Genomic DNA, 24,205 nt, shown 5'->3' with positions numbered 1-24,205 from the left:
ATATGCCTTGTTACAAAATCGATGGCGTGACACCAGTGGTTCATCCCAGTGCCTATGTCCATCCAACTGCCGTCCTGATTGGCGATGTGATCATCGGAGCACAATGCTACGTTGGCCCGGCCGCCTGTCTGCGTGGTGATTTCGGCCGCATCATTATGGAAGAAGGTGCCAACATCCAGGATACCTGTGTGGTGCACGGCTTCCCGCAAAGCAGCACAATTATTCGTCGCCATGGCCATATCGGCCACGGCGCAGTGCTGCACGGCTGCATTATTGGTGAAGATACCCTGATTGGCATGAATGCCGTGGTGATGGATGGTGCCGATATAGGTGCCGAGTCAATCGTCTCGGCCTCCTCCTTCATCAAAAACCGTTTTACCTGTCCCCCGCGCTCCATGGTGATGGGCACGCCCGGTGTTATCAAACGTCAAGTCACGGATGATGAGCTACGCTGGAAACAGCTCGGCACGCAACAATATATCGAGCTGTCGCGTCGCTGCCTGAACAGCCTGGTAGAGTGCTTGCCACTGAATGCCGAAGAGCCGGATCGCCAGAGTTTCGTTGATACCGGCCACCGGCCAAAAATATAACCCAGCCCGTTCGCTGCTGTTCAGTTGGATAATAGATGCCAGCCTTCCGGGCTGGTAATCTTGACTGCTGTCGCGCTACTACCATGAAGGCAGTCGCTGCAAACCCCCGACAGGTTATGCAGAATTTGCCAGGCACCGAGCTGTAAACATGGCCCCCAGATACCCATATAGTGCTCATAGACCGCGCCCAGTTCTTGTCTAATTGTACTCGCTGCTGCGCGGAAACACCTTTGGAGGCCCTGTTAAACTGCCAGGTGCTGCTCCCGCTCTTCGACCGGAATTTCTTGAATATGAAGTCACTGAACACATTGGACGCGGTGATCAAGCGCTTCCAGAACCAAACCCCTATTCGTGCCACCTCTCTGGTGATCACGATTTATGGCGATGCCATTGAACCACACGGGGGGACCGTCTGGCTGGGCAGCCTGATCAAACTGCTAGAGCCAATCGGGATCAACGAACGCCTGATGCGAACCACTATTTTTCGTCTAACTCAGGACGGCTGGCTAATGAGTGACAAGGTGGGCCGACGTAGCTACTACAGCCTTACTGGGCCGGGCCGACGTAAGTTCGAACAAGCGTTTCGCCGCGTTTACAGTGCAAAGTCTGCCGCCTGGGACGGCTCCTGGTCACTGATTCTCATCCAGCAGCTCAGCCCTGAACAGCGCAAGCAATTGCTGGATGAACTCGAATGGCAGGGATTTGGTGTGCTATCACCTGGTTTACTTGGCAGCCCCCGAGCTAACCCTGCAGAAGTCAACTCCGCGCTCTCGTCGCTGGGGGTCAGCGACAGGGTAGTGCTGTTTAATACCTCTGCTCGGGAAGAGCTCGCAGGGAAACCAATCCGAATGCTGGTGCGCGACAGCTGGGGCCTGCCTGATATGGGAGCCCGCTATCAAGACTTTATCGACCTGTTCCGGCCAATGTGGCAGGAATTGAACGACAACAAGGGGCGGGATCAACAGGCCTGCTTTTTGGCGCGCATACTGCTGATTCATGAATACCGTAAACTGGTATTGCGTGACCCCCTGTTACCCGAAGAATTGCTGCCCGGAGACTGGGAAGGCCGCGCAGCCAGGCAACTGTGCCGCAATATTTATCGCAGCCTGACCCCCTATGCCGAGCAATGGATTGCCGAACAACTGGAGACCGCCGAAGGGCCATTGCCAGCAGCATCGGCCACCTTCTACCGGCGTTTTGATGGTCTGGAGAAATATTCTGCCCAAGAGTTGGCGGATTAGTAGCTCAACCGTTTATTTATGCCGCGCCAACAACCGATAGCTCTCCATCCGGTCGTAATGACTGTGCGTCACGGTGACCAGGGCAAATTCCTGGCAGTCAAACGTCTGGCTCAGTTGTTCCATCTCGGCCAGACACTGATCCGCAGTACCGACGGTATAGCCACTGAGAATATGGTCGTAGTCGGCCTGCGCAGACGGCGACATTTGCCGGTAGCGATCCTGCACCTGCTCGGGTGTCAGGAAATTTTCCGGCGTGCCTTGCTGTGCTGTCATTTTACGATAGACCGCCGTACCAGCCCGAAGCTTTGCCTCTGCTTCCGTCTCGGCACAGATACAGGCAATGCCGAGCAGTTTGTTGGGTTGGCGCTGATGACCGGCTTTTTGCCACGCTTGCTGCCAGCCTTCAAAAATCGACGGGTGACAGTGATCCGGGGCAATAAATCGCGCCAATGCCAGGTCGTAACCCAGCTTGCCAGCCAGTCCGGCACTGCCGCCACTGGAACCCAGCATCCAGCGCTCAGGGGTTGGCTCGTTGTCTGGCATCACACTGAGGCTGTGAAACGGGTTATTGGCTGGCACGGTGCCGTCCAGAAACTGCCCCAACAGCTGCGCTTGCTGCTCATAGGCATCACCATGTAACGGGCGATAGGGATAGGCCAGTGCCGCTGAACTTAAACCGGAACCACCTGGTGCCCGTCCGACGCCGAGGTCAATGCGGTCAGGATACAGGGTGGCGAGCATGCGGAAGCACTCTGCCACTTTTAACGGGCTGTAATGACTCAGCATCACGCCACCACTGCCAACACGGATACGGCGCGTCTGGGCTGCAATGGTCGCAACCAGTATTTCCGGGCAGGGGTTGGCAAAGTGAATGCTGTCGTGATGTTCGGCCACCCAATAACGGTGGTAACCCAGTTCATCGCACATCCGTGCCAGTTCGAGGGTGAGCTCCGGTGCTTCCCTGCGGCTATGGGAACCGTGAACCGGTGACTGATCGACAACCGAGAGTTTGATATTCATTCGAGATCCTGTGTAAAGCGTGTCTGTGCTGGGCTTGCCAATGTGGATGGCGGACAGCCGTCTGGCTAAATGATACCCATACCGACGTGCCAGAGGGACTGCGCGAGGTCATCCAGACGGAATAATGTAATCCTGTTTTCAGGATATCAACACCAACAGCGGCAGCCGACGCTGGTCTTGAATACATCAAAATAGGCCAAGTGCGATAAAAAATACACCCCAAAAATCGGTAAAAACGGCAGTGGATATGGAATAAATGAGCCTTGTGAGGTGACGTTTAACCCAGATAAGTGCAGCAGTCGTGGTGCTTTTATATGCCTGCCACCCAAGAGCCTACCGGTTTATCACTCAAAACCAGGCATTTGGAAGCCCGTTTCCGAGAGTTATAAAGGGCCATTTTTGGGTGATATAAATCCCGTTTCATTCGCAGGAATACAGGCTGTTTTTTATACCGTCAATTCGACTATGGGTATCAATCGGGGTAAAGTGAAATAATAACAATAAAAGAGAATTCGCATGTTACACAGCGTACTCAATAATTCAGCCGTCTGTATCAACACCACACCGGATGAGGTATCCAACCATGTCAACAAACATGTGGGGCGTCATCGTCTGGAGCTGATGGGACCAGAAATCTCGCGTTCGCAACTGTCGTTGTGCCAGTTTTCCGACCTGTCACTGTCGCGTATCTGTTATGGCAACAAGGTTCGCGTGGCCTGTCCTGACCTTGAAGATATTTATCACTTTCAGATTGTTATGCGCGGTGAATGTCAGTGGCGCTTTTCCGATACCGATCTGGTATTAACCAGCGGTCAGGCGCTGATGATGAATCCGGGTGAAAAAATCGATCTTCTTTACAGCGATGATTGTGAAAAGCTGATCGTTAAAATCCCTCGGGAAGTCATTAATAACACCTGTGTCGAATTTGCCGGGCGGTTGCCAAAAAGTGGCATTCTGTTTGAACGTAAAGTACGGGATATTCGCCAGTCGCAATCTTTTTTATCCTGTATTGAAGCGGTGTTTTATGAAGCCAGCGAAGAATCCGAACTCAGTCTGAATGGAATATCCTCCAGCTACCGCGACCTGCTGGTGCAGAAGCTGCTGAACACTTTTCAAAGTAATCTGATGGATGTGATGCCCCCCACCACCCCGGAAGATAAAACCATACAACGGGTGCTTGGCTATATTGATACCAATATCAAGGAAAACCTGACCGTCGAAGAGTTATCGGCCGTCGCGGGTATCAGTGTGCGCAAGCTGTATTCCCTGTTTGCCAATGGTTTGTCGACCACTCCCAAACGTTACATCAAACAGGCCAAGCTGCTCGCCATCCATCGCGAGTTGAAAAGCAATCGGGCGATTCGGAACGTTACCGAAGCGGCCATGGATTATTCGGTAACTCACCTGGGGCGTTTTTCTTCCGAGTACAAGGACACTTTTGGTGAGCTGCCGTCGGTGACCTTAAAGGCGCGTTAGACCTGCTGCCTTTTATCCAACGCACCAACAGCCCTTGACCATTTTCAAATTACTCGCCAATTTACTTGCGAGACCTGTCTGTGAGAGCGGGATGCTGCGCTTGCTGCACCCCGCCACTCACATTTAATTTAAACACTCAGATGGGTTTCCACCGTTTCCAGATCACTCAGTAACTCTGCCGTATCACCGTCAAAGACCACCTGCCCCTTCACCAGTACAACGTGCCGATCACACAAGTTTTTCAAGACCTGGATGTTTTTGTCAACGATCAGAGTAGACATGCCGCTGTCTTTGATATGAGCAATCACCTCCCAGATTTCCTTGCGGATCAGTGGTGCCAGCCCTTCGGTGGCCTCGTCCAGAATCAGCAAATCCGGGTTGGTCAGTAACGCCCGTCCGATCGCCAGCATTTGTTGCTCACCACCAGACAACTGGGTGCCCAGGTTGGTCAGGCGTTCAGCCAGCCGGGGAAAGGTTTCCAGTACCCGGTCGTAATGCCATTCTTGCTGACCATTGGTGCCTGGCCGGGCAGCCAACTGCAAATGCTCTTTCACGCTCAGGTTATGGAACATACCACGGCCTTCTGGCACATAGGCAATGCCCTGGCGCATGCGCTTCCAGGTCGGCAGTGTACTCAGGTCGGAGCCATTAAACAGCACCTCGCCACCGCGAGGAGTGACCAGCCCGAGCACAGATTTCAGTGTGGTGGTTTTGCCCATGCCATTACGTCCCATCAGGCTCATCGCCTGCCCGGCTTCGAGGGTAAAATCGACGCCGTGTAAAATGTGGCTTTCACCGTAAAAGGTGTGCAAGCCACGAACAGTCAGTAGTTGTGTCATCAGATTACCTCGTCGCCCTGGCCCAGATATGCCTCTTTTACCCGCACATCATGGCGGACTTCCTCGACCGTGCCGGTCACCAGATGCTGGCCGTTCACCATCACGGTCAGCTGATCCGACAGCTCGAAGACGGCATCCATATCGTGTTCTACCAGTACAATGCAGTAGTCTGTTTTCAGGGTTTGTAGCAGCTCGATAATCAGCCGGGATTCTTCATGACCCATCCCTGCCATCGGTTCATCCAGCAGTAATACCGATGGCGCAGTGGCCAGCACCATGGCGATTTCCAGCTGCCGCTGCTCGCCGTAACTGATTTGCGCCGCGACGGTATCACGACGGTGACCCAGGCCGACTCTGACCAACGCCTCATCTGCCATCTCGATCAGCAGCTTGTCGCGATTGCGCCTGGCAAAGATATTGAAGCTGCCACCGGTGCGACGCTGAGCCGCCACGCAGCAGTTTTCCAGGCAGGTCGCCTGTGGATAGATATTGGTTTTTTGAAACCCACGGCCGATGCCCCGACGCACAAATTCATAGGCACGAATATCTTCAATGGCATCACCCTGATGCAGAATTCGACCACTGGTGGGCTTATAGGCACCACAGAGCATATTCAGCAAAGTGCTCTTGCCCGCACCGTTGGGGCCAACAATGCCGTGTAATGACTTGTCATGAAAAGCCAGATTCATATTGTCGAGCGCTTTCAGGCCGCCCCAGTATTTACACAAACCTTCGGTTTGCAGCACGATATCCTGACTCATTTGCGACGCTCCACCAGGTTCTCGATAAAGCCGGCAATACCGGATTTGAACGCCATCACCATAGCGATAATCATTAAGCCCATCGGCAACAGCCAGTGCTCGGTCATATGCTCAAAGATATAACGCAAGCCTTCGTACACCGCTGTCCCCAGAATCGCACCGTAAATACTGCCCATCCCGCCCAAAATCGACATCACCAGCGCCGACCCTGAGGTTTGCCAGGACATCATCGACGGATTGACGTAGCCGTATTGCAACGCAAACAGATAGCCTGCGTACGACGCCAGCGCCGACGCCATAACGTAGCTGATCAGCCGAAACAGAAACACGTTGTAACCCAGCGCCGTGGTGCGATCGGGATTGTTTTTGACCGCATCCATAATGCGACCGAAGCGCGATGCCAGCACCAGCTTCCAGAATGCCATGCAGTTGAATAACGACAGCAAACAGAAGTAGTAAAAATGAATCGGATCATCGAGGTCAAAAAACGCCAGGCCGAACAGACTGGTATCCGGTTTCACCAGAATAAACAGACCGTCGTTGCCGCCAAAACGGATGGAGTCAGAGAAAAAGTAGAAGCACATCTGGGCAATCGCCAGCGTAATCATAATCATATAGATACCGCTGGTACGCAGCACAATCACCCCGACCACCAGCGCAATCGCCGCCGCCAGCACACAGATATAAAAGGTATACACCCAGAAGTTCACGGCCTCGTATTCCGGCGCAATCATAAAAAACAGATAACCGCCCAGGCCATAAAACATCGAATGGCCCAGAGTGATCATGCCGCAGCGGCCAACCAGATAATCCAGCGACATCACAAAGATGGCGAAAATCAGCACCGTGGTCAGCTTGTTGACATAGAAGACGTTCTGCTCCAGAAATAATGGCAGCAGCAACGCCAGCGGAAAGAACAGCCAGACGAACAGCTGTTCGGTTTTATTGGTAAAAAACATCGCGAAATACCGCCCTTAGTTGGAAAACAGGCCTTGCGGCCTGATCAGCAGAATCACCGCCATCAGGATATAAACCACCATCGACGACACGCCGGGAAACAGCACCGAGGCAAAGGTATCGACAATGCCCACCATCAGCGCCGCCACAAAGGCTCCTTTGATCGACCCCATGCCACCAATCACCACCACCACAAAACAGGTAATCAGCACGTGCTCACCCATACCGGGCACAATCGACGCGATAGGTGCAGAAATCACCCCGGCCAGCGCCGCCAGCATCACCCCGGCACCAAAGACGATGGTATAGAGACGGTTGATATCCACGCCCAGGCACTCGACCATCTCGCGGTTGGATTCACCGGCACGGATCAACATCCCCAGCCGGGTGCGGTTGATCACCAGATACAGGGTGGCCGCCAGCACCAGACAGAGCACGGCAACAAACAGCCGATAGATGGGATACTCCACCAGCTCGGTGAGCCGGATTGAACCACCCAATAACTCAGGCACATCCACCCCGAGAGAGTCATTCCCCCAGAGCAGACTCTGCAGTGCATTAAACACAAAAATCATACCGATCGTTAACAACACCTGATCAAGGTGGTTACGCTTGTACAGACGGCAGATCAGTGTCTTTTCAATGACGACACCCAGCGCCAGCGCAACCGCCGCCGACAACAACGCACCCAGCAAAAAGCTGTCGGTATGTTGGGTGAAATACCAGGCCAGGTAAGCCCCGACCATATACATCGAGCCGTGGGCCAGGTTGAGAATTCCCATCACCCCGAACACCAACGTCAGCCCTGATGCAATCAGAAACAGCAGCAAGCCGTACTGCACACCATTCAGCAGCTGCACAAGAAATATTGCGAAATCCATAAAAGCGATCGCCTTGAAGAGTCATTCAGAAACTCCACCAGCTGCACCCGCCTCGCAACACACGAGCGGTACAACCAGCGGAGGATGATCAGTTACTGCTTGCAACCGCGAGCGGGGTCTTCCAATGCCTTGGCGGCAATACCGGACACCTTGTTAACGCCATTTTCAACCGTACGGAGGTAAATGGTCTGAATCGGATTATGGGCTTTAGAGAAGTGGAACTCGCCACGGGGGCTGGGAATCACTGCCGCTTCCATTACCCGGATCAGGGCATCACGGTCACTGATATTGCCGTTCAACTGGTCAACCGCCTGGGCGATCAGCAAACCGGTATCAAAACCCTGCACGCCGTACAAGTCAGCGTCTTTGCCAAACTCGGCTTTGTACGCAGCACGGAAAGCGTGGTTCGCCGGATTATCCAGCTCGTCGGCATAATGCAAACCCGTGACAATCCCTTCAGCAGCATCACCCTGAGCGGCCAACGTGCCTTCGGTCAGGAAACCGGAACCCAACAGCGGAATCTTGCCGCTCAGACCCATGGCATCGTAGTCCTTGACGAACTTCACCGCGCCACCACCAGCAAAAAACACAAACACGGCATCCGGCTTCAGCGAGGCAATTTCAGTGATATACGACTGAAACTCGGTTTTCGGAAACGGCACCATAATCTGCTTCAGCACCTTGCCGCCGCCCTTGGTAAACGACTCTTCAAACGCCGCCAGGCTCTCCTTGCCAAAACCGTAGTTCCAGCTCATGGTCACTACCTTCTTGTAACCCCGGTCGAGTGCCACCTGGCCCATCGGATACGACGGCTGCCAGGCAGAAAATGAGGTGCGGAACACATTCGGCGCACACCAAGGGCCCGTCGCTGCATTGGCACCAGCGTTAGGAATAATCACAATCGGCTTTTTATTACGCAGCACTTTCAGCATCCCCATCGCCACCCCGGAATGCACCGGGCCAACAATAAAGTCCGCGTCTTTCTGACTCATCAGCGACGTTGCGATTTCCGGCGCGCGATCAGGTCTGGCCTCGGTATCCATCTCAATATATTCAATGGTACGGCCATGCAGTTTGTCGGCGTTTTGTTCCAGCGCCATCTTCAAACCATTACGACCGGCATCTCCCAGCGCAGCGTACACACCACTGAACGGCAACATGATACCGACACGGATCGGCTCATCCTTGGCCACTGCAGAAGCGCTAGACAACACGGAAGAAAGCAACACCGCACCGGCGGTGAGGAGGGATTTATAGTGATTCATAATTCTGCCTGAGTTCTTATTATTGAGTTGTACGACCATTTAAAGCCGCCACACCTCAGGCAAATAGCCAATTTGTGCAGCCTTCTATCCCCTCCTTGCACAGAGCGGATAAACTGGCTTGCAGAGGTAACAACTGTCATTCAGGGCTACCAGTACCGCGCATGATTTACCGTGCTGGAAAGTAAACGACACCCTCTGTTTAATGCACGATAACGGCATAAAAGCGCGTCCCGGATGACCACCGCTATTGATGACCAACACGACCAGCAAACGCTGGAACTGCAGACCTACCAGCAATTGGCTCCAAATCCATGGTGTCACGGGCCTTAAATAGCGAACACAGCTTGAGTAAAGATCCTATCCAGGCGTTAAGTGAACGGTTTGAAATAAATACGGGACTTTTGTGACGCTACGCCGATGGGCTAGGAGCCTGCTGGATAGGTTGTATGAGAAGGCGGCGCTTGCGAATTGATATCAGCCGTTATAGTCCATAGAGCGAAGGTGCTTTTCGGCCGAGGAACCCAGGTAATTTCGAATAGCGGAGAAGAAAGGGGGCCAATGGTGTTTACTATTTTTCTGCAAATAGGTTGCCGCTAATCGATCGAGAGCTTCTCCGACAGATAATTCTGAATTCCGTTGAAGTAAATTCCTTACATCGGCATTCAGCTTGTTCAGCACTGTCTGACGCAGACTATTCAGGCGCTTTGCATCCAGCCTGAGTTCTCTGATTGTGGCTTGTGCTTTGATAGGATCAATACCGGCAATCGAGCAATTTACCTTATCAACGCTTGGCTCGCCGGTTGTTCGGTCAAATGCAAAGATTGGTGGAAAAGCCGGCATTTGATGCGGATTCAGAATGACAGAATCCAGATTTTGACTTCCCTTTGGAATATCACATGAGCAATCAGGGCTGGTATAGCGATGTGCGGCATCAGTAACGTCAGGCCTGCTGCCACCATGACAACAGCCCAACAAATTTTGCCAGTCCAGTGCCCAATTGTGTCCTGCTGTCATATCTGACTTGGGGTGATAGTGTTCAACACGGTAGTCGGCGTTGCCATGACTATCCTGCTCTTTCAAGTCGATCTCACAATAGACACAGAGTCCACTTTGATCAGCTATTATTTGTTGTTTCAACTGTTGGCGACGAGCTCTGCTATTTTTGAACATATCCCACGAGCCTGTTGGATTCTTGTGTCTATATCGGGCCAGCAACGGAGGCTCGATTCCTTTGAGCACCTTTTTCATTCGTGCGTACGCTCCCATTCTTTCATGCGAACATCCATATCCAGCCGCAGTAACTCTGGCTCGTACTCCTGTCCCCAATCACGTAATTCTCTGTGCAGTTGTTGTGCCTCGTCAGAATCCCATTGATCCTGAAAAACCAGCTGTTGATAGCGTTTGAGTTTTTGCACAATATCCAGTTGCTCAACGCGAGAGGACTCTACACCCAGTACATCCAACAGCATTCTCTGCGACTCTGCACCTTCAGAAAATTCGACCAAGTGCAGGCTTGGCTGCTCATCATGCCACTCGATTACCCGTAGACACTTTGGCTTGACCGAGGAAATCACCTGAGGGCTATGGGTCGTAACGATAAACTGGATGTTGGGGAAGGTGCGCTGCAAATCGAGCAAAATGGTTTGCTGCCAACCAGGGTGAAGATGTAGATCCACTTCGTCGATCAAGATTACGCCTTCGGTATCCAGAGAGTTATTCAGCCCTGAACGTTCAATGTCTGGATTTGCTTCCGCCATTCGAGCTGCAATATCCATCACCATCGCCAGCGTGATGCGGTAACCGTCACTGAGTTGCTCAATGCGTAACTCTTTCAGGGTGCCATCACAATTCCAGTCGACTGCTATTCCTGCCGGCTCGGCTCCTCTGGGGTTACTGAACTCAGGCAACATACGGTGAATGGCTTCACGAATGGCCTTTAACTCCGGTATTTCCAGCTCGAAAGATTTTGCATCCCGCTGACTCTTCAATTCGATATCTTCAAGTGCGTAAAAATATTCAACAAATCGTTTGAAATTGGTTCGGCTTTCCAGTGACTCCGACAATGCCTCAAAACGAGGAAACTCTTTGCCAAATCCTCGTTTTCGCTGTGGAACATCAAAGACACCTCGGCCTGTTCCATAGTAGGCGAACAAAGGCAAGGCAAAGGCGCTGTTGTCGTTAAACGCATCCACCATGGAGTCGGCGTAATCGGTCAATTGTTTTATACCCAGAGCTTCTGGTATGTGGCTGGCTGTTTTTTTGGTTTGGTCGCGTTTTTCAGTTCTGTCCCAGCGCAGCTCGTTAAATGACTGACACTGAATCCTCATAAATGGAGGTTTGAGTTTATTGGGATAAACCTGAAAGTCAGAGTCTTTCGGGTTTTTACCACTGACATTAGGCAAGCGGGTCAGAAATGGTCCTAGAGCGATCGCCAGAGCATCCAGAATACTGGTTTTACCCGCGCCATTACGGGCGACCAATACCGTAAGCTGTTCATGGAAGTCGATTTCGAAGGAATCGAAGCGGCGGAAGTGATCCAGTTTCAAATGACGAATTTTCATGAATAACAATCTGATTGCCAAGTAAGTAGTGAATGATTCTATCACGTCGATATAGTCATTGGAGGGCCGATCAAACCTGAGTCAAACCACTTTATTTGTCATCAAATAACGTAAACCGCTTGGTCTTCTCGTCCCCCCACTCAAAGTAAAAAATCCCGTATATCGGGATCAATTTCACATACGCACAAAAATTAGCACACCAAACAACAGCCACAAAAAAGGGCCCGAAGGCCCAAACAAGTGTCAACAAATTGTCGAGCGATCACACTTACTGCAACTGCTGCGGCTTACCGGCGGCTTGTCTGGCAGCCGTCCATTCCTGCTGTGTTTGAGCTGCCATATTGCCAGGCAAGCTCAGCAGGATGTCAAAGTAGTCCTGATAAAAACGGTCTTTCATCGCATCGTTACGGGTTTTGACTTTGACCACATGTACCGACTGCACATTCTGGTGATCAAATCCGCGCCAGGTTTGCTGATCTTTGAGGCCGATGTAGGTGTGATCTTCCAATGCCTCGATCAGGCGCTCGCTATTCAGGCTGCGCGCCCGTTCAACAGCGTCCTTGAACTGGTAAACAATACTGTAAGTCGAGGCAGCGGAGCTGGAGGGGTAATTCTCGTAGCGCTCGGTAAAGGCATCGACAAAATGGATGCCCTTCTCAAATCCATACTGGTACGGCAGCCGCCAACACCAAGGCACCGTACTAACGACGCCTTCCAACAAGCCAACACCAGTTACCCGAACGGTGTCCAGAGTCAGTCCCGGCACAATAATCGTCATGGTTTTTTTCAGTTCCATGGTGTGCACCAACTGCATCGCCACCGCCAGATCATCCCCCGCCATCGTGAGTACCATCACTTCTGCACCGGACTGCTGGGCAGCGTCCAGAGCAGCCTTGATCTCACTATGCTTGGGCCGAGGAAATGGCACCAGATAACCGGGGTTCACATGGTTGTCGTCGGTGTTGGTGAAGCTGCGCATGGAGGCTTCGGTCGAATGCCCCCAGGAATAGTCCACCGTCACATACACCAGTCGTTTACCCGCCAGGCTCTGGTTAAGATAAAACGACAGCGCCTTGCTGCTCATCCAGGCGTTGTAAGACTCCCGAAAGATATAACGGTGCCCTTCTGCCCCGGTGGTCGCATTGGCGTAGGAATGGGCACTGAAAAACAGCAGGCCTTGCTTTGCCGCTTCCTTGCCTGCGGTAATCGCTACCGCACTGGAAACACCACCAAAGACCATGGACGCCCCCTGATTGGCAACCGATTTCACAGCGGCGACGGCTTTGTCCGGCTTCGACGCAGTATTTTCCAGCAGTAATTCTAACGGTCGTCCCAGTACCCCACCCGCTGCGTTAATTTCTTCCACTGCCAACAAGGCAGCACGCGCTTCCGCAATGCCCATTTCTTTATAAGGGCCAGTATAGGGATACAGGAAGCCGAGTTTGATCGGCTCGGCAGCAACAGCAACAACGCCGTTAAGCAATAACAGGCCGCTAGCAATAAGCGCAGCCATTCTCCGCAATGAGGAAATCAGCATAGTGTCCTTTTTTCTTATTGTTGTTATCAGTTACTGTCCATTCAAAACGATCGGGTAACACCACGCTAGCCAGCCGCTGCACACTCATAGCCATACCCTGCACACTCGCATACCCTGCACACTCGTAGCCAAGGCTGCTCAGCGTGTCTTGCGACGCAGCAGATTGGTGAGTACAAATACGGCAGTGCCCAGTACCACCCCCCAAAACGCCGAGCCAATACCATAAATACTGATGCCAGAAGCGGTGGTCATAAACGCCACCAACGAAGCATCCAGATGCTCTTTTTCTTCCAATGCCACATTCAGGCTGTTACTGATGGCACCGAGCAAGGCAAGTCCAGCAATAATGGCGATCATCTCGGTCGGAAAGCTGGTAAAAAACAGCACTATGCTACCCGCAAACAATCCACCCACCAGATAAAACACACCATTGGCAATACCGGCGATATAACGCTTGTCCGGTTCCGGGTGCGCATCCGGGCTGGTACAGATCGACGCAGTAATGGCCGCCACCACCGTGGTGATACCACCAAACAGGGCCGTGGGAATCGACATCAACGACAGCGCCGTAATCACCGGACGGGTAGAGACCTGATAACCTGCGGTTTTCAGAATCGCAAAGCCGGGCAGAAACTGCCCCGTCAGGCTGACAATCACCAGTGGCAACGCCAGGCTCAACGTCGAGCCAATACTCCACTCAGGTATAATCACCGTCGGCGTTGCCAACTCCCAACGCAGCTGGCTGAGATCCGCATGCAGCACCGTGAACGACAGGGCAAACCCGAGTCCCACCAGCAACACCAAAAAGTAGCCCCGGCTGAAAAACTTGAACACCACAAACGCCAATACCATGATCGTTGCCACCACCGGAGTCGACTCCAGAGTGCGGAATGCCCCAAGGCCAAAATCAAACAGAATACCCGCCATCATGGCACCCGCCACCCCACGGGGAATCAGATGCACCACCCGATCAAACAAACCACTGATGCCAATAAAAAACAGCATTACCGCAGCTGTAATATAGGCACCAATCGCCTCATTCAGAGACAATTCGGGAAACAGGGTAACCAGCAAGGCGGTTCCTGGTGCCGACCAGGCCGTAACCACCGGCACCCGCAGCCAGGCACTGAGGCCAATACTGGTCACCCCGGCACCGATGGAAATTGCCCACACCCAGGAGGTCATCATCTCGTGGGAGATATTGGCACTGTCGGCCGCCTGAAACACAATCGCCAGTGGCCCGGAATACGACACCAGTACAGCCATCAACCCCGCAATCAGCGTGGATGCAGATACGTCTTTGATCATCTGTCAGGCTCCTGTGATCGAATCAGTTGAGTTGAGCAATGCCTTTCACTTCCAGAAAATAGCCCGGCGCACCACACAAGGAAGCAGCCCCGATTGCCGTCCAGGCGACGTAGACGCCCTGCAAATAACGATCGCGCACCTGCATAAACAACGGCAAATCACGCATATCGGTGTGGAAACTGGTCATCTCAACCAGATTCTCGAACGATCCACCCGCTGCTTCTAACACTCGCTTCATATTCTCGAACACCATAACAAACTGGGCTTCTTTATCGACCACCAGCTGACGTTGATCATCGCGGCCGATCTGACCCGAGATATAAAGCGTATTACCGGCCAGTACCGCCGGAGCATAGCCGATGTCATCACGAATAAATTCCATGCCTTCTGGCACAATAAGGTGTGGTTTTTTCATAACAGTACCCGGTAAACGCCATAGTTATTTGTGTTGTTGTATTTATCAAAGAAAGTGGCGTAAACGCAGGCTAGCCGGGCAAGATACTCCGCCACTATCCATATCACGCCAATTTGTATCCGCATACTGCAACGCCCTCGAGTCAGGCAAGCTAAAGAGGCCATCTATATAATCATAATCCGGTGCCCGCTCTGGGCTTACGGATGGTTTTGAATCACGAAGCCGGTTTACAGAATTAAATGGATGGTTCCTATAAAGACTTGACGGCAGCCCATTCGCAGGAGTTAGCTTGAGAATCCAGTCGCGGACAAGCCTCCGACAGACAAGCGGAGGCAGGCTCATACATACCCATGCCAGCCAATAACACCGCCAGATCATCGAGTGATGATCATTGGTAAGATCATAAAAAGTGATCACCATAGCCAACATAAATAACAACAAAGGCTTCAGCAGAAATGAGTAACCTTATCGACCTGCGCCGACACTTTCAGGAAGGCCGATCCGTCGCCGACAACGCCCTCGACCGCCATATTTTCCAATCCTGGCAACGCTGTGCCTCCATGGGGCTGGATATGATGGGTAAAGCCGACTACAACCTCCTTGATGGCCGCGCCCTCGACCGGGTACTCGACCGCAATACACCACTGCTGCAAGCCGCCGAACCCCACGTGCAATGGCTGCAACAAGCCATCTCACGGGCCGGATGGTCGATATTACTCACCGACAGCCAGAACATTGCCATACGCTCGGTGCGTTCCAGCCAGCTACAGGACGTCCGTATCGACAGTGCCTTTAAAGTCGGCACCCTGCTGAGCGAAGCCGCTATCGGCACCTCCGCCATGTCGTGTGCCCTGACTGACCAGCGTTTCACCCGCGTCTACGGCTTTGAACACTACAACGAATATCACCGCCAGTTTCACTGCGCTGCCACACCGATATTTGACCCACGGGGCAAGGTCTGTGGTGCGCTGGATATCACCAGTGCCAACCCGGACAGAAACGAAGGTGTCTTTCTGCTGTTGCAGCAATGCGCCCGCCAGATCCAGACCGACATGATCCGGCAGCTTCCCGACAGCCTGCCTATCGTCCTGAGTTCCACACCCAACGCAGGGTCAGGCGGCGACGCCATGGTACTGGCGGTTAACCCCGCCGGTTATATAACCGGCGCTAACCGGCTGGCCTGTCAGATGCTGGGATTGCAGTTGCAAGACGACCGCAGGCTGCATTTCGAACATCTGTTCGATAACGCCTCAGCAGATTTGAGCCGCCTGCAGCAAGGCAACCTGCCGCTGCGACTACACAACGGCATCACCCTGTTTGCACAGATTCCAGCCACTATCCACAGCACCACCATCAACAGCGCGCGCATCCGGCACCCACCCGGATCAGTCCAGGCAGACAAACAGACGGCAAGCACCCTTTTTGGAGACACCCGCATCAACGAGAATCTCACCAAAGCCTGCCGGGTCATCACACGCCTGCCGATTCTGCTGCAAGGAGAGTCCGGCACCGGCAAGGAAGTGGCCGCCACTTACCTGCACAACAACAGCGCTGCCGCCGACGGCCCACTGGTATCGCTGAATTGTGCCGCTATCCCGGAAAATCTGATCGAAAGCGAACTGTTTGGTTATCAACCCGGTGCCTTTACCGGTGCCAACAAGCGCGGCCAACTCGGCAAACTGCGCGAAGCCAATGGCGGCACTCTGTTTCTGGATGAAATAGGCGATATGCCAGCCGCTCTGCAAACCCGCTTGCTGCGTGCACTGGAAACCCGCGAAGTTGCCCCGCTTGGTGGCGGCCCAGCACAAGCGCTCAACTTCCAGCTGATTTGCGCCACCCACCAAAACTTGCCACAACAGATTGAAAGCGGCACCTTCCGTCTCGACCTCTACTACCGCATCAATGGCTTCAAGCTCACCTTGCTACCGCTGCGCGAACGACAAAACGTGCTGGCATTGGCAAACACGTTGCTCGCCGACCTCCGCCAGCCCAATCAGCAAGACAGTCGATTGATCGTTCATCCCGCTGGCCGTAGCCTGACGCCAGAGCTGCAGCGTTTCATTGTGCAATTCCCCTGGCCTGGCAACGTACGCCAGCTCAAACACGCGCTGATTTATGCCGACGCACTGGCCGAATCCGCAGCACCGCTCACTCTCGCCGACTTGCCCGAAGAACTGACTACCGGTTACGCACACGCTCAACCAACGGAACTGACCAATCAATACGCCACCGAATACCAACCGCTCGGCAGCCCAACGCAACACTTGGCACACAGTCTCTCGCAACCGGAGCACAGTCTTAACGGCGAAAATATTCGCCTGATCGAAGAGACCTTACGGATGTATGACGGCAACGTCAGCAAAGCCGCCAACCACCTGGGCGTAGCGCGCTCAACGATTTATCGCAAACTGGGGAAGGTGTGACACGGGTAAAACGCATTGACGGATATCGGGGATAAATCCTCTCCTACAAAACCGGCATCAAATGATCGGTGCCGGGTGCACACCCTGGCAAACCGGATACGCCAGTGAGTCACTGCAGCATTCTGCAACACTGCCTGCCAGACAACTCCAACGCCACTGTTGCAACCTGCAACACTCCTACCACTAGCATCAAATAACCCATTGTTTTTAATAGTATTTATTTTCTGGCCCGACACTTGCTCAATAATTTTGACCAGTGATAAAAAATATAACAACAAGGGTACATTCATGACCAAATCTATGCTGCGTGCCGCCGTGGCCACCTCTGCATTGTGTGTTTTAGCCACCAGCGTTTCCAACACAGTTTCTGCCGCCCAGGTGGCTACCGACCCTGGAGATTACAGCCCGGCTCCAGCCGGAGTGGATCTGGGGTTGTTGTATCTCCAGCATGCCAGCCGTACGTCGGTGTATGCCGATGGCAAAAAAGCACCGGTCGAGGCTGAGTTAACCTCCAATATCGGTCTGTTGCGCTGGGTTCATTTTATGGAAATTGGCGGCATGATTGCCGATCCACAGGTGATTTTGCCCTTCGGCAAGGTCGATCTGGGCAAACCACTGAATGGCTTGCCTGCAATGTCGGCCAGTGGTGTCGGCGACCCGATTGTCGGCGGCACCCTGTGGGTGATGAACAATCCGAACACACACAAGTCTGTGGGCTTAACCGCCCTGCTGTCGTTGCCACTGGGCGATTACGACGCGGATCAGGGCCCGGTGAATGTCGGTGAAAACCGTTACAAGCTGATCACTCAGGCGGCCTATGTCACACCACTGACCGACACAATGAGCCTGGATGTCATTGCGGAATACACACTGTTCGGCAACAACGACGACTTCCTCGGTTTTACCCGCAAACAGGCCGCCCAATACGGCTACCAGACTCATTTTAGCTATCACCTGTCAGACCAGACCCGTCTGGCTCTGTCGTGGTTTCAGGATTTCGGAGGTGAAACCACCGTCGCCGATACCAAACAGGACGACGCCCTCAACAACACGCGCTGGCAGCTGGGTGTAGCACATTTCTTTGCGCCGGATAAACAGATTCTGCTGCAGTACAGCCAGGATCAACATACCGAGTCAGGCTTTCAGGAAGACAGCCGCTTGAATCTGCGTTTGCTGAAAATTTTCTGAGGAACCGCTTATGAATAACCTTTCTCTGAATCGTCGCCGTTTTCTGCAAGCGGCCAGCAGTATTGCCGTGGCCGCCGCGAGTTTGTCGGCCACCAGCAGCGTGGCAGGAATTTTAACCGCTGATAACAAAATGAGCGCTCTGGAGCGCCAGCTGTTGCAGAAAATGCTGAATATCTCATTACCCACCAAAGGCAGCACACTGGTTGATCCGGCGACCTTGCCGGTGCTGGATGTGCTGGAAAGCGCCTTGCTGGCAGGTATGGCGGCCGATATTCGTGCCGGTTTGCGCGGTGGTATTGGCTACTTCAATGACAGCGCCAAAGCCGAATATGGCAAACCATTTGTAGCACTGAGCGACACCGACGCCACCCGCTTTGTCGATGCCTGGACCGATGGCAACACCGAACCACAACGGGCACTGGCCATGGGCCTGAAAAAACTCACCGTGCTGGCCTATTGGGCCATCCCCAACAGCTGGGCACCGCTGGGGTATGACGGCCCGATCAGTGATCGAGCCGGTCTGAAATCATTGGGGAATACCCCGGAACCCCGTGGTTAATATCGCGCTTAATGGAAAGGTGAACACTATGACAAACCAGGCGAATACCCTGAATATTCACACCGCCGCCGATATTGCCAGCGGTGAATTGAATCTGAAAGCCGATGTATTGATTATTGGCTCTGGTGCCGGTGGTGCCATCAACGCCTATGAGCTGGCCAAAAAAGGCAAAAAAGTGCTGGTGCTGGAAGCTGGCCCTTACGTGCCGTCCAGCCAGTTCAAGGAAATGCTGGCGGTGGCTATGGGCACCCTGTACGCCGATGAAGGCGGCCAGACCAACACCGATCAGGACATCTCGATCCTGCAGGGCCGCTGCGTTGGGGGTTCAACCGTCGTCAACGCAGCCTTGTGTTTCCGTACCCCGGATTATTATCTGAAAATCTGGCGTGAACAGTTTGGCCTCACCGACCTGACACCAGAGCGTATGAAGGGTTACTTTGACAAGGTCGAAGCCAATCTGCACATCACCCCCAACGCCGCCTACGAAACCAGCTCCGGTGCCGAGCTGATCAAAAAAGGCATGCAAAAACTGAATATTCCCGCCGGTATTGCCAAACGCAATATCCGTGACTGCGCCATGACCGGCTTCTGTTTCTCCGGCTGCAAGACCGATCGCAAACAATCCATGCTGGTCACCTATTTGCCCTGGGCCTGCAATCACGGAGCCGAGATCTACGCCGACACCCGCGCCTCACGGATTGTCGCGGATAACGGTAAGGTAACGGGTGTTCTGGCCGAAGTCGTTGACCCCAAAACCGGCAAGGTCAAAACCACCGTCAATATTTCAGCAACGCTGGTCGTGCTGGCGGCCGGGCCCATTCAGACCCCCATTATTCTGCAGCAGTCGGGGCTGGCCAACAGCAGTGGCCAGGTAGGCAAGAACTTCGCTTGCCACCCGACCATGTCAGTAACTGCCATGTTCGACAAGCCGATTGATGACTTCCACGGTGCCACTCACTCGGTTTATGTCGATACCAATATCCTGCCGGAAGAAGGCGGATTCCTGCAGCTCAACGCCGTACAGGAGCCGGTAGAAGCCAGTTTTCAGGCCGAACCAGGTACGGGCAAGCCCTATGTTTCCTATATGGAAAAGTACCCCAACAGCATGCGGTTGATTACGCTGATTCACGATAAAAACGTCGGCGAAGTAAAACTGGTAAACGGTGCCAAACAGATTATCTACCGTGTCGATGATAGTGACTTTGAGCATATGAAGCAGGGGCTGAAACAAAACGCCCGCATCCTTTTTGCCGCCGGAGCCAGCTACCTGTACCTGCCCACCTCCAACCGCACTCTGATTGAAAACGAGGGCCAGATCGACCGCGTCATCGACGGCCTGAATAACGAAGCCTCGCGCTACCGTTACACCTCATTCCATCCGCAAGGCACCTGTCGTATGGGAGCCGACCCCAAAACCTCGGTGGTCAGCCCCAGCGGTGAAACTCACGACATCAAAAACCTCTATGTGTCTGACGCCAGCCTGCTGCCGACCTCCATTGGTTATAACCCGTCGGAAACCGTGTACGCGCTGTCGTCGCTGATCGCCGACAACATCATCAAGCGTCATTTTTCATAATTTCCACCAACTGAACGAGCAAGGAAATGCTCCCGGAGCCTGTTATGAGCCAACTGAATGCCATTCAAAATGCCGACTGCCAGTTTTATATCGGTGCAACAACCAACCAACAAACCGCCTTTAACGGCGCACACTATCCCCTCACAGAAGTGGCAACCGGTGCCAGCCTTGGCAGCATCAAACTGTCGAGCCAAGACGATACCAATGCCGCCATTACCCGCGCCCACAATGCCCAGGCAAGCTGGGCAGCCACCAGTTTTGCAACCCGCGCCGCCGTTATACGCCGCTTCGCCCAACAGCTGGAACACAACGCCGACCTGATTCATGCCTGGAACGCCCGCGAATGCGGCTCGATTTTGCCCAAGTCACAATGGGAACTGAAAGCCTGTATCGATCAGGCCTATATGAGTGCCGACCTCACCCTGCAACCCAGTGGCGAGATTTTCCCATCCAGCATACCCGGCCGTGACAACCGCTGGATTCGTGTGCCAGTGGGTGTGGTTGGCGTGATCTCGCCGTGGAACTTTCCGCTGCTGCTGTCGTTACGCTCGGTGCTGCCCGCACTGGCGTTAGGCAACAGCGTGGTGCTGAAACCCGACCTGCACAGCTCGGTCTGCGGCGGTGTGCTGATTGCAGAATTGTTGCAAACGGCCGGTCTTCCCGATGGCGTCTGCGAGCTGGTACTGGGCGGTGGCGATAGAGGCCAGCAACTGGTCGAACACCCGTCCGTTAACATGATCGCCTTCACCGGCTCCACCGCCGTTGGCAGAACTATTGGCGAACACTGCGGTCGCACGCTGAAAAAATCGTCACTGGAACTGGGAGGCAACAACGCCTACATCGTCTGTGACGACGCCGACCTCGTCAGCGCCGCCTCCTGCGGTGCCTGGGGTTCATTCCTGCATCAGGGGCAAATCTGCATGCAATCGGGCCGCCATATCGTCAGCAACCATGTACTGGATGCCTATGTTGAAACCCTGGCACAACGCGCACGCAATCTGGTGACTGGCAACCCCTTTACCGAACAGGCCCACCTGGGGCCACTGATCAACGACCGTCAGGCCGACCGCGTTATGCGTCTGATAGAAGAATCGGTTGCGATGGGGGCAGAAATCGTCTGTGGCGGCACACGTAATGGCCGTTTTATCAGCGCCACCGTGATCCGTAACGTCACCCCGGACATGCCCATTTACAAGGAAGAAATCTTCGGCCCGGTGGCTCCGGTGATTGGTTTTGATAGTGACGCCGACGCCATTGCCCTGGCCAACAACACCGACTACGGCCTCTCGGCTGCCATTCACAGCAGTAACCCGGTACGCGCCAACGCCATGGCTCAGGCCATTCACGCCGGAATGGTTCATATCAACGACCAGACCGTCAATAACGAGTATCAGGTGCCGTTTGGCGGTATGAAAAGCTCCGGCAACAGCGGCCGTTTTGGCGGCCCCGCCAATCTCGATGAATTCACCGAACGCAAATGGATCAGCAGCATGGCGAACGGCATTCAGTACCCGTTCTGAATGCCATTTAGCTTCCTGATGTATTGATTAGATTTAGGGCCTTCAGGCCTTCTTATGATTCAGCGCTGGAGAGAAGAGTAAAGGGGGCATCTATTTAATCCGGTGCCCGCTCTGGGCTTGCGGATGGTTTTGAATCACGAAGCCGGTTTGCAGGCCTGACGGGTCACGTCAACAACCGGCGACACCGAGTCGGAATCATCCGGCAGCCCCCGGAGGGCGCGGGTTGCCGCCGTCCAGTGCGGTGTTGGCGAACTTGAAAAGAACTCGTCATTTCGCGGCATTCGCCGCCTTGCCCTGATCACCAGCAACACTCGCGCAGAGCCGTGCAGGATTAAATAGATGTTCCCTAAAGGAAGATGACACTTCTCGAATATCGTATTGTCGGGGCCAGGTATAGAAACTCGCTGATTTGACTCAAATTAACCTCTCAACTTGCTTCGTGGGTTTGGTGCCCGGTTAATCCGTAGCGGTGTTCCACACCAGGGTGTCAGCCCGCCCACCGTCACGATAGCCATAACAGGTATTGGCCATTCGTTTACGGTTCGCCGGGCTATCAGCGAATCCCGTCTGGAATTCCAGCCGGTAGCCTTGCAGGGTCTGGAATGCGGCGGTCGCCAGTACTGGCAGCAGTTCAGTGAGATGGGTGCAGGCGTGCTGACGGCCCAGGGTTTCCTTGACGTCGTTGATCCAGCCGGAGCGGATTTTCATCCCGACCAACAAATCATAACGGGGGGCTGCTCCATGACAATCCTGATAGGGAGTCGCACGCATAGCCGCACGAATCTCACGAATCACCAGCCGATCATCCACCACCAGAGTCAAGGTCATATCGTGCAGCGCATCACCAATAATCAGGCAACCTCTGTCCGGCAGGTTAGCTTCATAGCCCTTGGTGTCCAGCAAGGTGCCTTCTACTTCCCACAAACCGTCGCTGCGCAGGTAACCCTGAACGTCAATCTGGCGGCGATGTAATGGCGTACGGGTAACGGGGCTGGCTTCTTCAGTTATGGCTGACTCCAGCGTAGTAGCCGAACTCTCTACACTATCCCGTCCACGCCAACCCGTCCGCCCGTTCCGTTGTTAACGATCTTGCACAGCCAAAAAGTACTATCACAACCCCAGCTCGAACTCTCCCACGGTTTTATCCAACCCCATTACCCAAGCCCGAATAAACTCACGTACTTTCTGACTGTCTGGCCGTTCACTGTCTTCCGCTCGCCACCACAATGCAATATCGCGGCGGGCGCTGATCTTACCTTCGACCTGAATCATTTGTTGCGGATCAATTTCAGCGGTCATCAGTGCCAGCCGGGCGGGCAGCCGTACCACCATATCGGAGGTATCCAGCAGGTGAATGACTGAGCGGATACCGCCGGTAAAAGCGATACGAACGGCTTGCTGGGCGGCCGGGTCTTCCACACCAGACAAAAAACCGGCGCTGGCACCAGCAATCAACCAGCGGTGCTGTTGCAGTTCTTGCGGGGTTACCGGCTGTTGCCGACCCAGTAAGGTCGATTGTTTACCCACAAAAACGCCGGAGCGATCGCGGAATACCACTTCCCGCTCCAGTGATCCCTTGCGCCCGGATGCATGCACCACCGACAGATGAGCCGGAGCCAGGAGAAAGTCCAGCTCACCGTTTTGCATCCATTCGATCTGAGTAGCAGCAGAACCCACCCGGCAATGAAAGACATAACGACTCTGCTTCAAAAACCCGGACGTCATCTCGGCCACGGTAGCGTATTCCCATAACGGGTCGATGCCGATGGTGAACTGGTTATCGTAGCCCGAGTGCCACTGCCGGATCACTTCATCGCCCTGCTCGGTTTCCGCCAAAATTCGTTCACCCACCAGGGCCAGTCGGACGCCAATTTCTGTTGGTGTCACACCATAGCGGGTACGCTTTAATACCGGCGCACCCACACGCATTTCCAGCTGCTGCAAAGCGCGAGTCAGAGTCGGTTGGGTAATAAACAGCTGTTCGGCGGCAGCACTGATCGACCCTTGTTTGACGACCATTGCCAGTTGTTTCAACAAGTTAGGATTCATATATGCAAATTCTTTACATCTTAAATTAAAAACCAATTT

The 24,205-nt window shown here is 53.7% G+C and carries 22 protein-coding genes; 8 read left to right on the top strand and 14 right to left on the bottom strand.

The features are described 5' to 3' along the window. Positions 1-2 precede the first annotated feature (2 nt). On the top strand, positions 3-590 hold the full coding sequence (locus SOJ49_RS02250; RefSeq protein ID WP_369856604.1) for a phenylacetic acid degradation protein PaaY: 588 nt from the start codon (positions 3-5) through the stop codon (positions 588-590). 290 nt (positions 591-880) lie between these two features. After that, entirely contained in the window at positions 881-1,831 is a 951-nt protein-coding gene (gene paaX / locus SOJ49_RS02245; RefSeq protein ID WP_369856603.1) for a phenylacetic acid degradation operon negative regulatory protein PaaX, read from the top strand. 12 nt (positions 1,832-1,843) lie between these two features. On the opposite strand, the gene SOJ49_RS02240 is transcribed toward paaX, so the two are convergent. Further along, positions 1,844-2,851, bottom strand: coding sequence for an MsnO8 family LLM class oxidoreductase (locus tag SOJ49_RS02240; protein WP_369856602.1), 1,008 nt, complete (start codon positions 2,849-2,851; stop codon positions 1,844-1,846). A 516-nt stretch (positions 2,852-3,367) separates the two neighbouring features. Here SOJ49_RS02240 and SOJ49_RS02235 point away from each other — a divergent pair. After that, the gene (locus SOJ49_RS02235; protein WP_369856601.1) at positions 3,368-4,327 is read left to right on the top strand and encodes a helix-turn-helix domain-containing protein; all 960 of its coding nucleotides are present in this window, start codon (positions 3,368-3,370) and stop codon (positions 4,325-4,327) included. Between the two features lie 128 nt (positions 4,328-4,455). Here the strand turns inward: SOJ49_RS02235 and SOJ49_RS02230 are convergent, their stop codons facing one another. The 10 genes from SOJ49_RS02230 to SOJ49_RS02185 form a co-directional block, all read right to left on the bottom strand. Next, a complete protein-coding gene (locus SOJ49_RS02230) occupies positions 4,456-5,166 on the bottom strand; it encodes an ABC transporter ATP-binding protein (protein ID WP_369856600.1) in 711 nt (236 codons plus the stop codon). Further along, on the bottom strand, positions 5,166-5,927 hold the full coding sequence (locus tag SOJ49_RS02225) for an ABC transporter ATP-binding protein (protein ID WP_369856599.1): 762 nt from the start codon (positions 5,925-5,927) through the stop codon (positions 5,166-5,168). The genes SOJ49_RS02230 and SOJ49_RS02225 overlap by 1 nt, the downstream gene beginning before the upstream one ends. Continuing rightward, complete coding sequence (locus SOJ49_RS02220; RefSeq protein ID WP_369856598.1) at positions 5,924-6,886, bottom strand: branched-chain amino acid ABC transporter permease; 963 nt, start codon at positions 6,884-6,886, stop codon at positions 5,924-5,926. The genes SOJ49_RS02225 and SOJ49_RS02220 overlap by 4 nt, the downstream gene beginning before the upstream one ends. A 15-nt stretch (positions 6,887-6,901) precedes the next feature. Beyond that, positions 6,902-7,765, bottom strand: coding sequence for a branched-chain amino acid ABC transporter permease (locus SOJ49_RS02215; RefSeq protein WP_369856597.1), 864 nt, complete (start codon positions 7,763-7,765; stop codon positions 6,902-6,904). Positions 7,766-7,857: 92 nt separating this feature from the next. Continuing rightward, positions 7,858-9,030 (bottom strand): ABC transporter substrate-binding protein, encoded by a 1,173-nt coding sequence (locus tag SOJ49_RS02210; RefSeq protein ID WP_369856596.1) that lies wholly within the window; start codon positions 9,028-9,030, stop codon positions 7,858-7,860. A gap of 474 nt (positions 9,031-9,504) precedes the next feature. Beyond that, positions 9,505-10,278, bottom strand: coding sequence for a retron system putative HNH endonuclease (locus tag SOJ49_RS02205; protein ID WP_369856595.1), 774 nt, complete (start codon positions 10,276-10,278; stop codon positions 9,505-9,507). Next, entirely contained in the window at positions 10,275-11,591 is a 1,317-nt protein-coding gene (locus SOJ49_RS02200; protein WP_369856594.1) for an AAA family ATPase, read from the bottom strand. Before SOJ49_RS02200 ends, SOJ49_RS02205 begins: the two co-directional genes overlap by 4 nt. 268 nt (positions 11,592-11,859) lie before the next feature. Further along, positions 11,860-13,104 (bottom strand): ABC transporter substrate-binding protein, encoded by a 1,245-nt coding sequence (locus SOJ49_RS02195; RefSeq protein ID WP_369856593.1) that lies wholly within the window; start codon positions 13,102-13,104, stop codon positions 11,860-11,862. A gap of 162 nt (positions 13,105-13,266) precedes the next feature. Further along, positions 13,267-14,436: a benzoate/H(+) symporter BenE family transporter gene (locus SOJ49_RS02190; protein WP_369856592.1), complete on the bottom strand. Its 1,170-nt coding sequence runs from the start codon at positions 14,434-14,436 to the stop codon at positions 13,267-13,269. Between the two features lie 22 nt (positions 14,437-14,458). Continuing rightward, the gene (locus tag SOJ49_RS02185) at positions 14,459-14,851 is read right to left on the bottom strand and encodes a RidA family protein (protein ID WP_369856591.1); all 393 of its coding nucleotides are present in this window, start codon (positions 14,849-14,851) and stop codon (positions 14,459-14,461) included. Between the two features lie 455 nt (positions 14,852-15,306). On the opposite strand from SOJ49_RS02185, the gene SOJ49_RS02180 reads away from it, so the two are divergent. The 5 genes from SOJ49_RS02180 to SOJ49_RS02160 all read left to right on the top strand — a co-directional run bounded on the left by SOJ49_RS02180 (position 15,307) and on the right by SOJ49_RS02160 (position 22,117). Continuing rightward, positions 15,307-17,274, top strand: a complete 1,968-nt coding sequence (locus SOJ49_RS02180) for a sigma-54-dependent Fis family transcriptional regulator (RefSeq protein ID WP_369856590.1) — start codon at positions 15,307-15,309, stop codon at positions 17,272-17,274. A 288-nt stretch (positions 17,275-17,562) separates the two neighbouring features. Further along, a complete protein-coding gene (locus tag SOJ49_RS02175) occupies positions 17,563-18,462 on the top strand; it encodes a transporter (protein ID WP_369856589.1) in 900 nt (299 codons plus the stop codon). A 10-nt stretch (positions 18,463-18,472) separates the two neighbouring features. After that, positions 18,473-19,021, top strand: coding sequence for a gluconate 2-dehydrogenase subunit 3 family protein (locus SOJ49_RS02170; RefSeq protein WP_369856588.1), 549 nt, complete (start codon positions 18,473-18,475; stop codon positions 19,019-19,021). A 28-nt stretch (positions 19,022-19,049) separates the two neighbouring features. Further along, the gene (locus tag SOJ49_RS02165; RefSeq protein WP_369856587.1) at positions 19,050-20,597 is read left to right on the top strand and encodes a GMC family oxidoreductase; all 1,548 of its coding nucleotides are present in this window, start codon (positions 19,050-19,052) and stop codon (positions 20,595-20,597) included. 44 nt (positions 20,598-20,641) lie between these two features. Beyond that, complete coding sequence (locus SOJ49_RS02160; RefSeq protein WP_369856586.1) at positions 20,642-22,117, top strand: aldehyde dehydrogenase family protein; 1,476 nt, start codon at positions 20,642-20,644, stop codon at positions 22,115-22,117. A gap of 134 nt (positions 22,118-22,251) precedes the next feature. Here SOJ49_RS02160 and SOJ49_RS02155 read toward each other — a convergent pair whose 3' ends face one another. From SOJ49_RS02155 to SOJ49_RS02145, 3 genes are all read right to left on the bottom strand, one after another. Continuing rightward, the gene (locus SOJ49_RS02155; RefSeq protein ID WP_369856585.1) at positions 22,252-22,398 is read right to left on the bottom strand and encodes a hypothetical protein; all 147 of its coding nucleotides are present in this window, start codon (positions 22,396-22,398) and stop codon (positions 22,252-22,254) included. A gap of 175 nt (positions 22,399-22,573) precedes the next feature. Then, positions 22,574-23,041, bottom strand: coding sequence for a DUF2889 domain-containing protein (locus tag SOJ49_RS02150; protein WP_369856584.1), 468 nt, complete (start codon positions 23,039-23,041; stop codon positions 22,574-22,576). Between the two features lie 186 nt (positions 23,042-23,227). Next, the gene (locus SOJ49_RS02145) at positions 23,228-24,166 is read right to left on the bottom strand and encodes a LysR family transcriptional regulator (protein ID WP_369856583.1); all 939 of its coding nucleotides are present in this window, start codon (positions 24,164-24,166) and stop codon (positions 23,228-23,230) included. Positions 24,167-24,205 lie beyond the last annotated feature (39 nt).

This window comes from Candidatus Thalassolituus haligoni, assembly GCF_041222825.1.
Taxonomy (GTDB): domain Bacteria; phylum Pseudomonadota; class Gammaproteobacteria; order Pseudomonadales; family Oceanobacteraceae; genus Oceanobacter; species Oceanobacter antarcticus.
The sequence above is the reverse complement of the archived record's forward strand: the minus strand, read 5'-3'. Positions and strand labels throughout refer to the sequence as shown.

Excerpts from the sequence above, each read along its gene's own strand:
- SOJ49_RS02175 (WP_369856589.1), top strand. The coding sequence starts at position 17,563 with ATGACCAAATCTATGCTGCGTGCCGCCGTGGCCACCTCTGCATTGTGT.
- SOJ49_RS02200 (WP_369856594.1), bottom strand. The coding sequence starts at position 11,591 with ATGAAAATTCGTCATTTGAAACTGGATCACTTCCGCCGCTTCGATTCC.
- SOJ49_RS02220 (WP_369856598.1), bottom strand. The coding sequence starts at position 6,886 with ATGTTTTTTACCAATAAAACCGAACAGCTGTTCGTCTGGCTGTTCTTT.
- SOJ49_RS02190 (WP_369856592.1), bottom strand. The coding sequence starts at position 14,436 with ATGATCAAAGACGTATCTGCATCCACGCTGATTGCGGGGTTGATGGCT.
- paaX (WP_369856603.1), top strand. The coding sequence starts at position 881 with ATGAAGTCACTGAACACATTGGACGCGGTGATCAAGCGCTTCCAGAAC.
- SOJ49_RS02235 (WP_369856601.1), top strand. The coding sequence starts at position 3,368 with ATGTTACACAGCGTACTCAATAATTCAGCCGTCTGTATCAACACCACA.
- SOJ49_RS02250 (WP_369856604.1), top strand. The coding sequence starts at position 3 with ATGCCTTGTTACAAAATCGATGGCGTGACACCAGTGGTTCATCCCAGT.
- SOJ49_RS02215 (WP_369856597.1), bottom strand. The coding sequence starts at position 7,765 with ATGGATTTCGCAATATTTCTTGTGCAGCTGCTGAATGGTGTGCAGTAC.
- SOJ49_RS02205 (WP_369856595.1), bottom strand. The coding sequence starts at position 10,278 with ATGAAAAAGGTGCTCAAAGGAATCGAGCCTCCGTTGCTGGCCCGATAT.
- SOJ49_RS02240 (WP_369856602.1), bottom strand. The coding sequence starts at position 2,851 with ATGAATATCAAACTCTCGGTTGTCGATCAGTCACCGGTTCACGGTTCC.
- SOJ49_RS02165 (WP_369856587.1), top strand. The coding sequence starts at position 19,050 with ATGACAAACCAGGCGAATACCCTGAATATTCACACCGCCGCCGATATT.
- SOJ49_RS02230 (WP_369856600.1), bottom strand. The coding sequence starts at position 5,166 with ATGACACAACTACTGACTGTTCGTGGCTTGCACACCTTTTACGGTGAA.
- SOJ49_RS02170 (WP_369856588.1), top strand. The coding sequence starts at position 18,473 with ATGAATAACCTTTCTCTGAATCGTCGCCGTTTTCTGCAAGCGGCCAGC.
- SOJ49_RS02195 (WP_369856593.1), bottom strand. The coding sequence starts at position 13,104 with ATGGCTGCGCTTATTGCTAGCGGCCTGTTATTGCTTAACGGCGTTGTT.
- SOJ49_RS02180 (WP_369856590.1), top strand. The coding sequence starts at position 15,307 with ATGAGTAACCTTATCGACCTGCGCCGACACTTTCAGGAAGGCCGATCC.
- SOJ49_RS02155 (WP_369856585.1), bottom strand. The coding sequence starts at position 22,398 with ATGCCGCGAAATGACGAGTTCTTTTCAAGTTCGCCAACACCGCACTGG.
- SOJ49_RS02185 (WP_369856591.1), bottom strand. The coding sequence starts at position 14,851 with ATGAAAAAACCACACCTTATTGTGCCAGAAGGCATGGAATTTATTCGT.
- SOJ49_RS02160 (WP_369856586.1), top strand. The coding sequence starts at position 20,642 with ATGAGCCAACTGAATGCCATTCAAAATGCCGACTGCCAGTTTTATATC.
- SOJ49_RS02225 (WP_369856599.1), bottom strand. The coding sequence starts at position 5,927 with ATGAGTCAGGATATCGTGCTGCAAACCGAAGGTTTGTGTAAATACTGG.
- SOJ49_RS02210 (WP_369856596.1), bottom strand. The coding sequence starts at position 9,030 with ATGAATCACTATAAATCCCTCCTCACCGCCGGTGCGGTGTTGCTTTCT.
- SOJ49_RS02145 (WP_369856583.1), bottom strand. The coding sequence starts at position 24,166 with ATGAATCCTAACTTGTTGAAACAACTGGCAATGGTCGTCAAACAAGGG.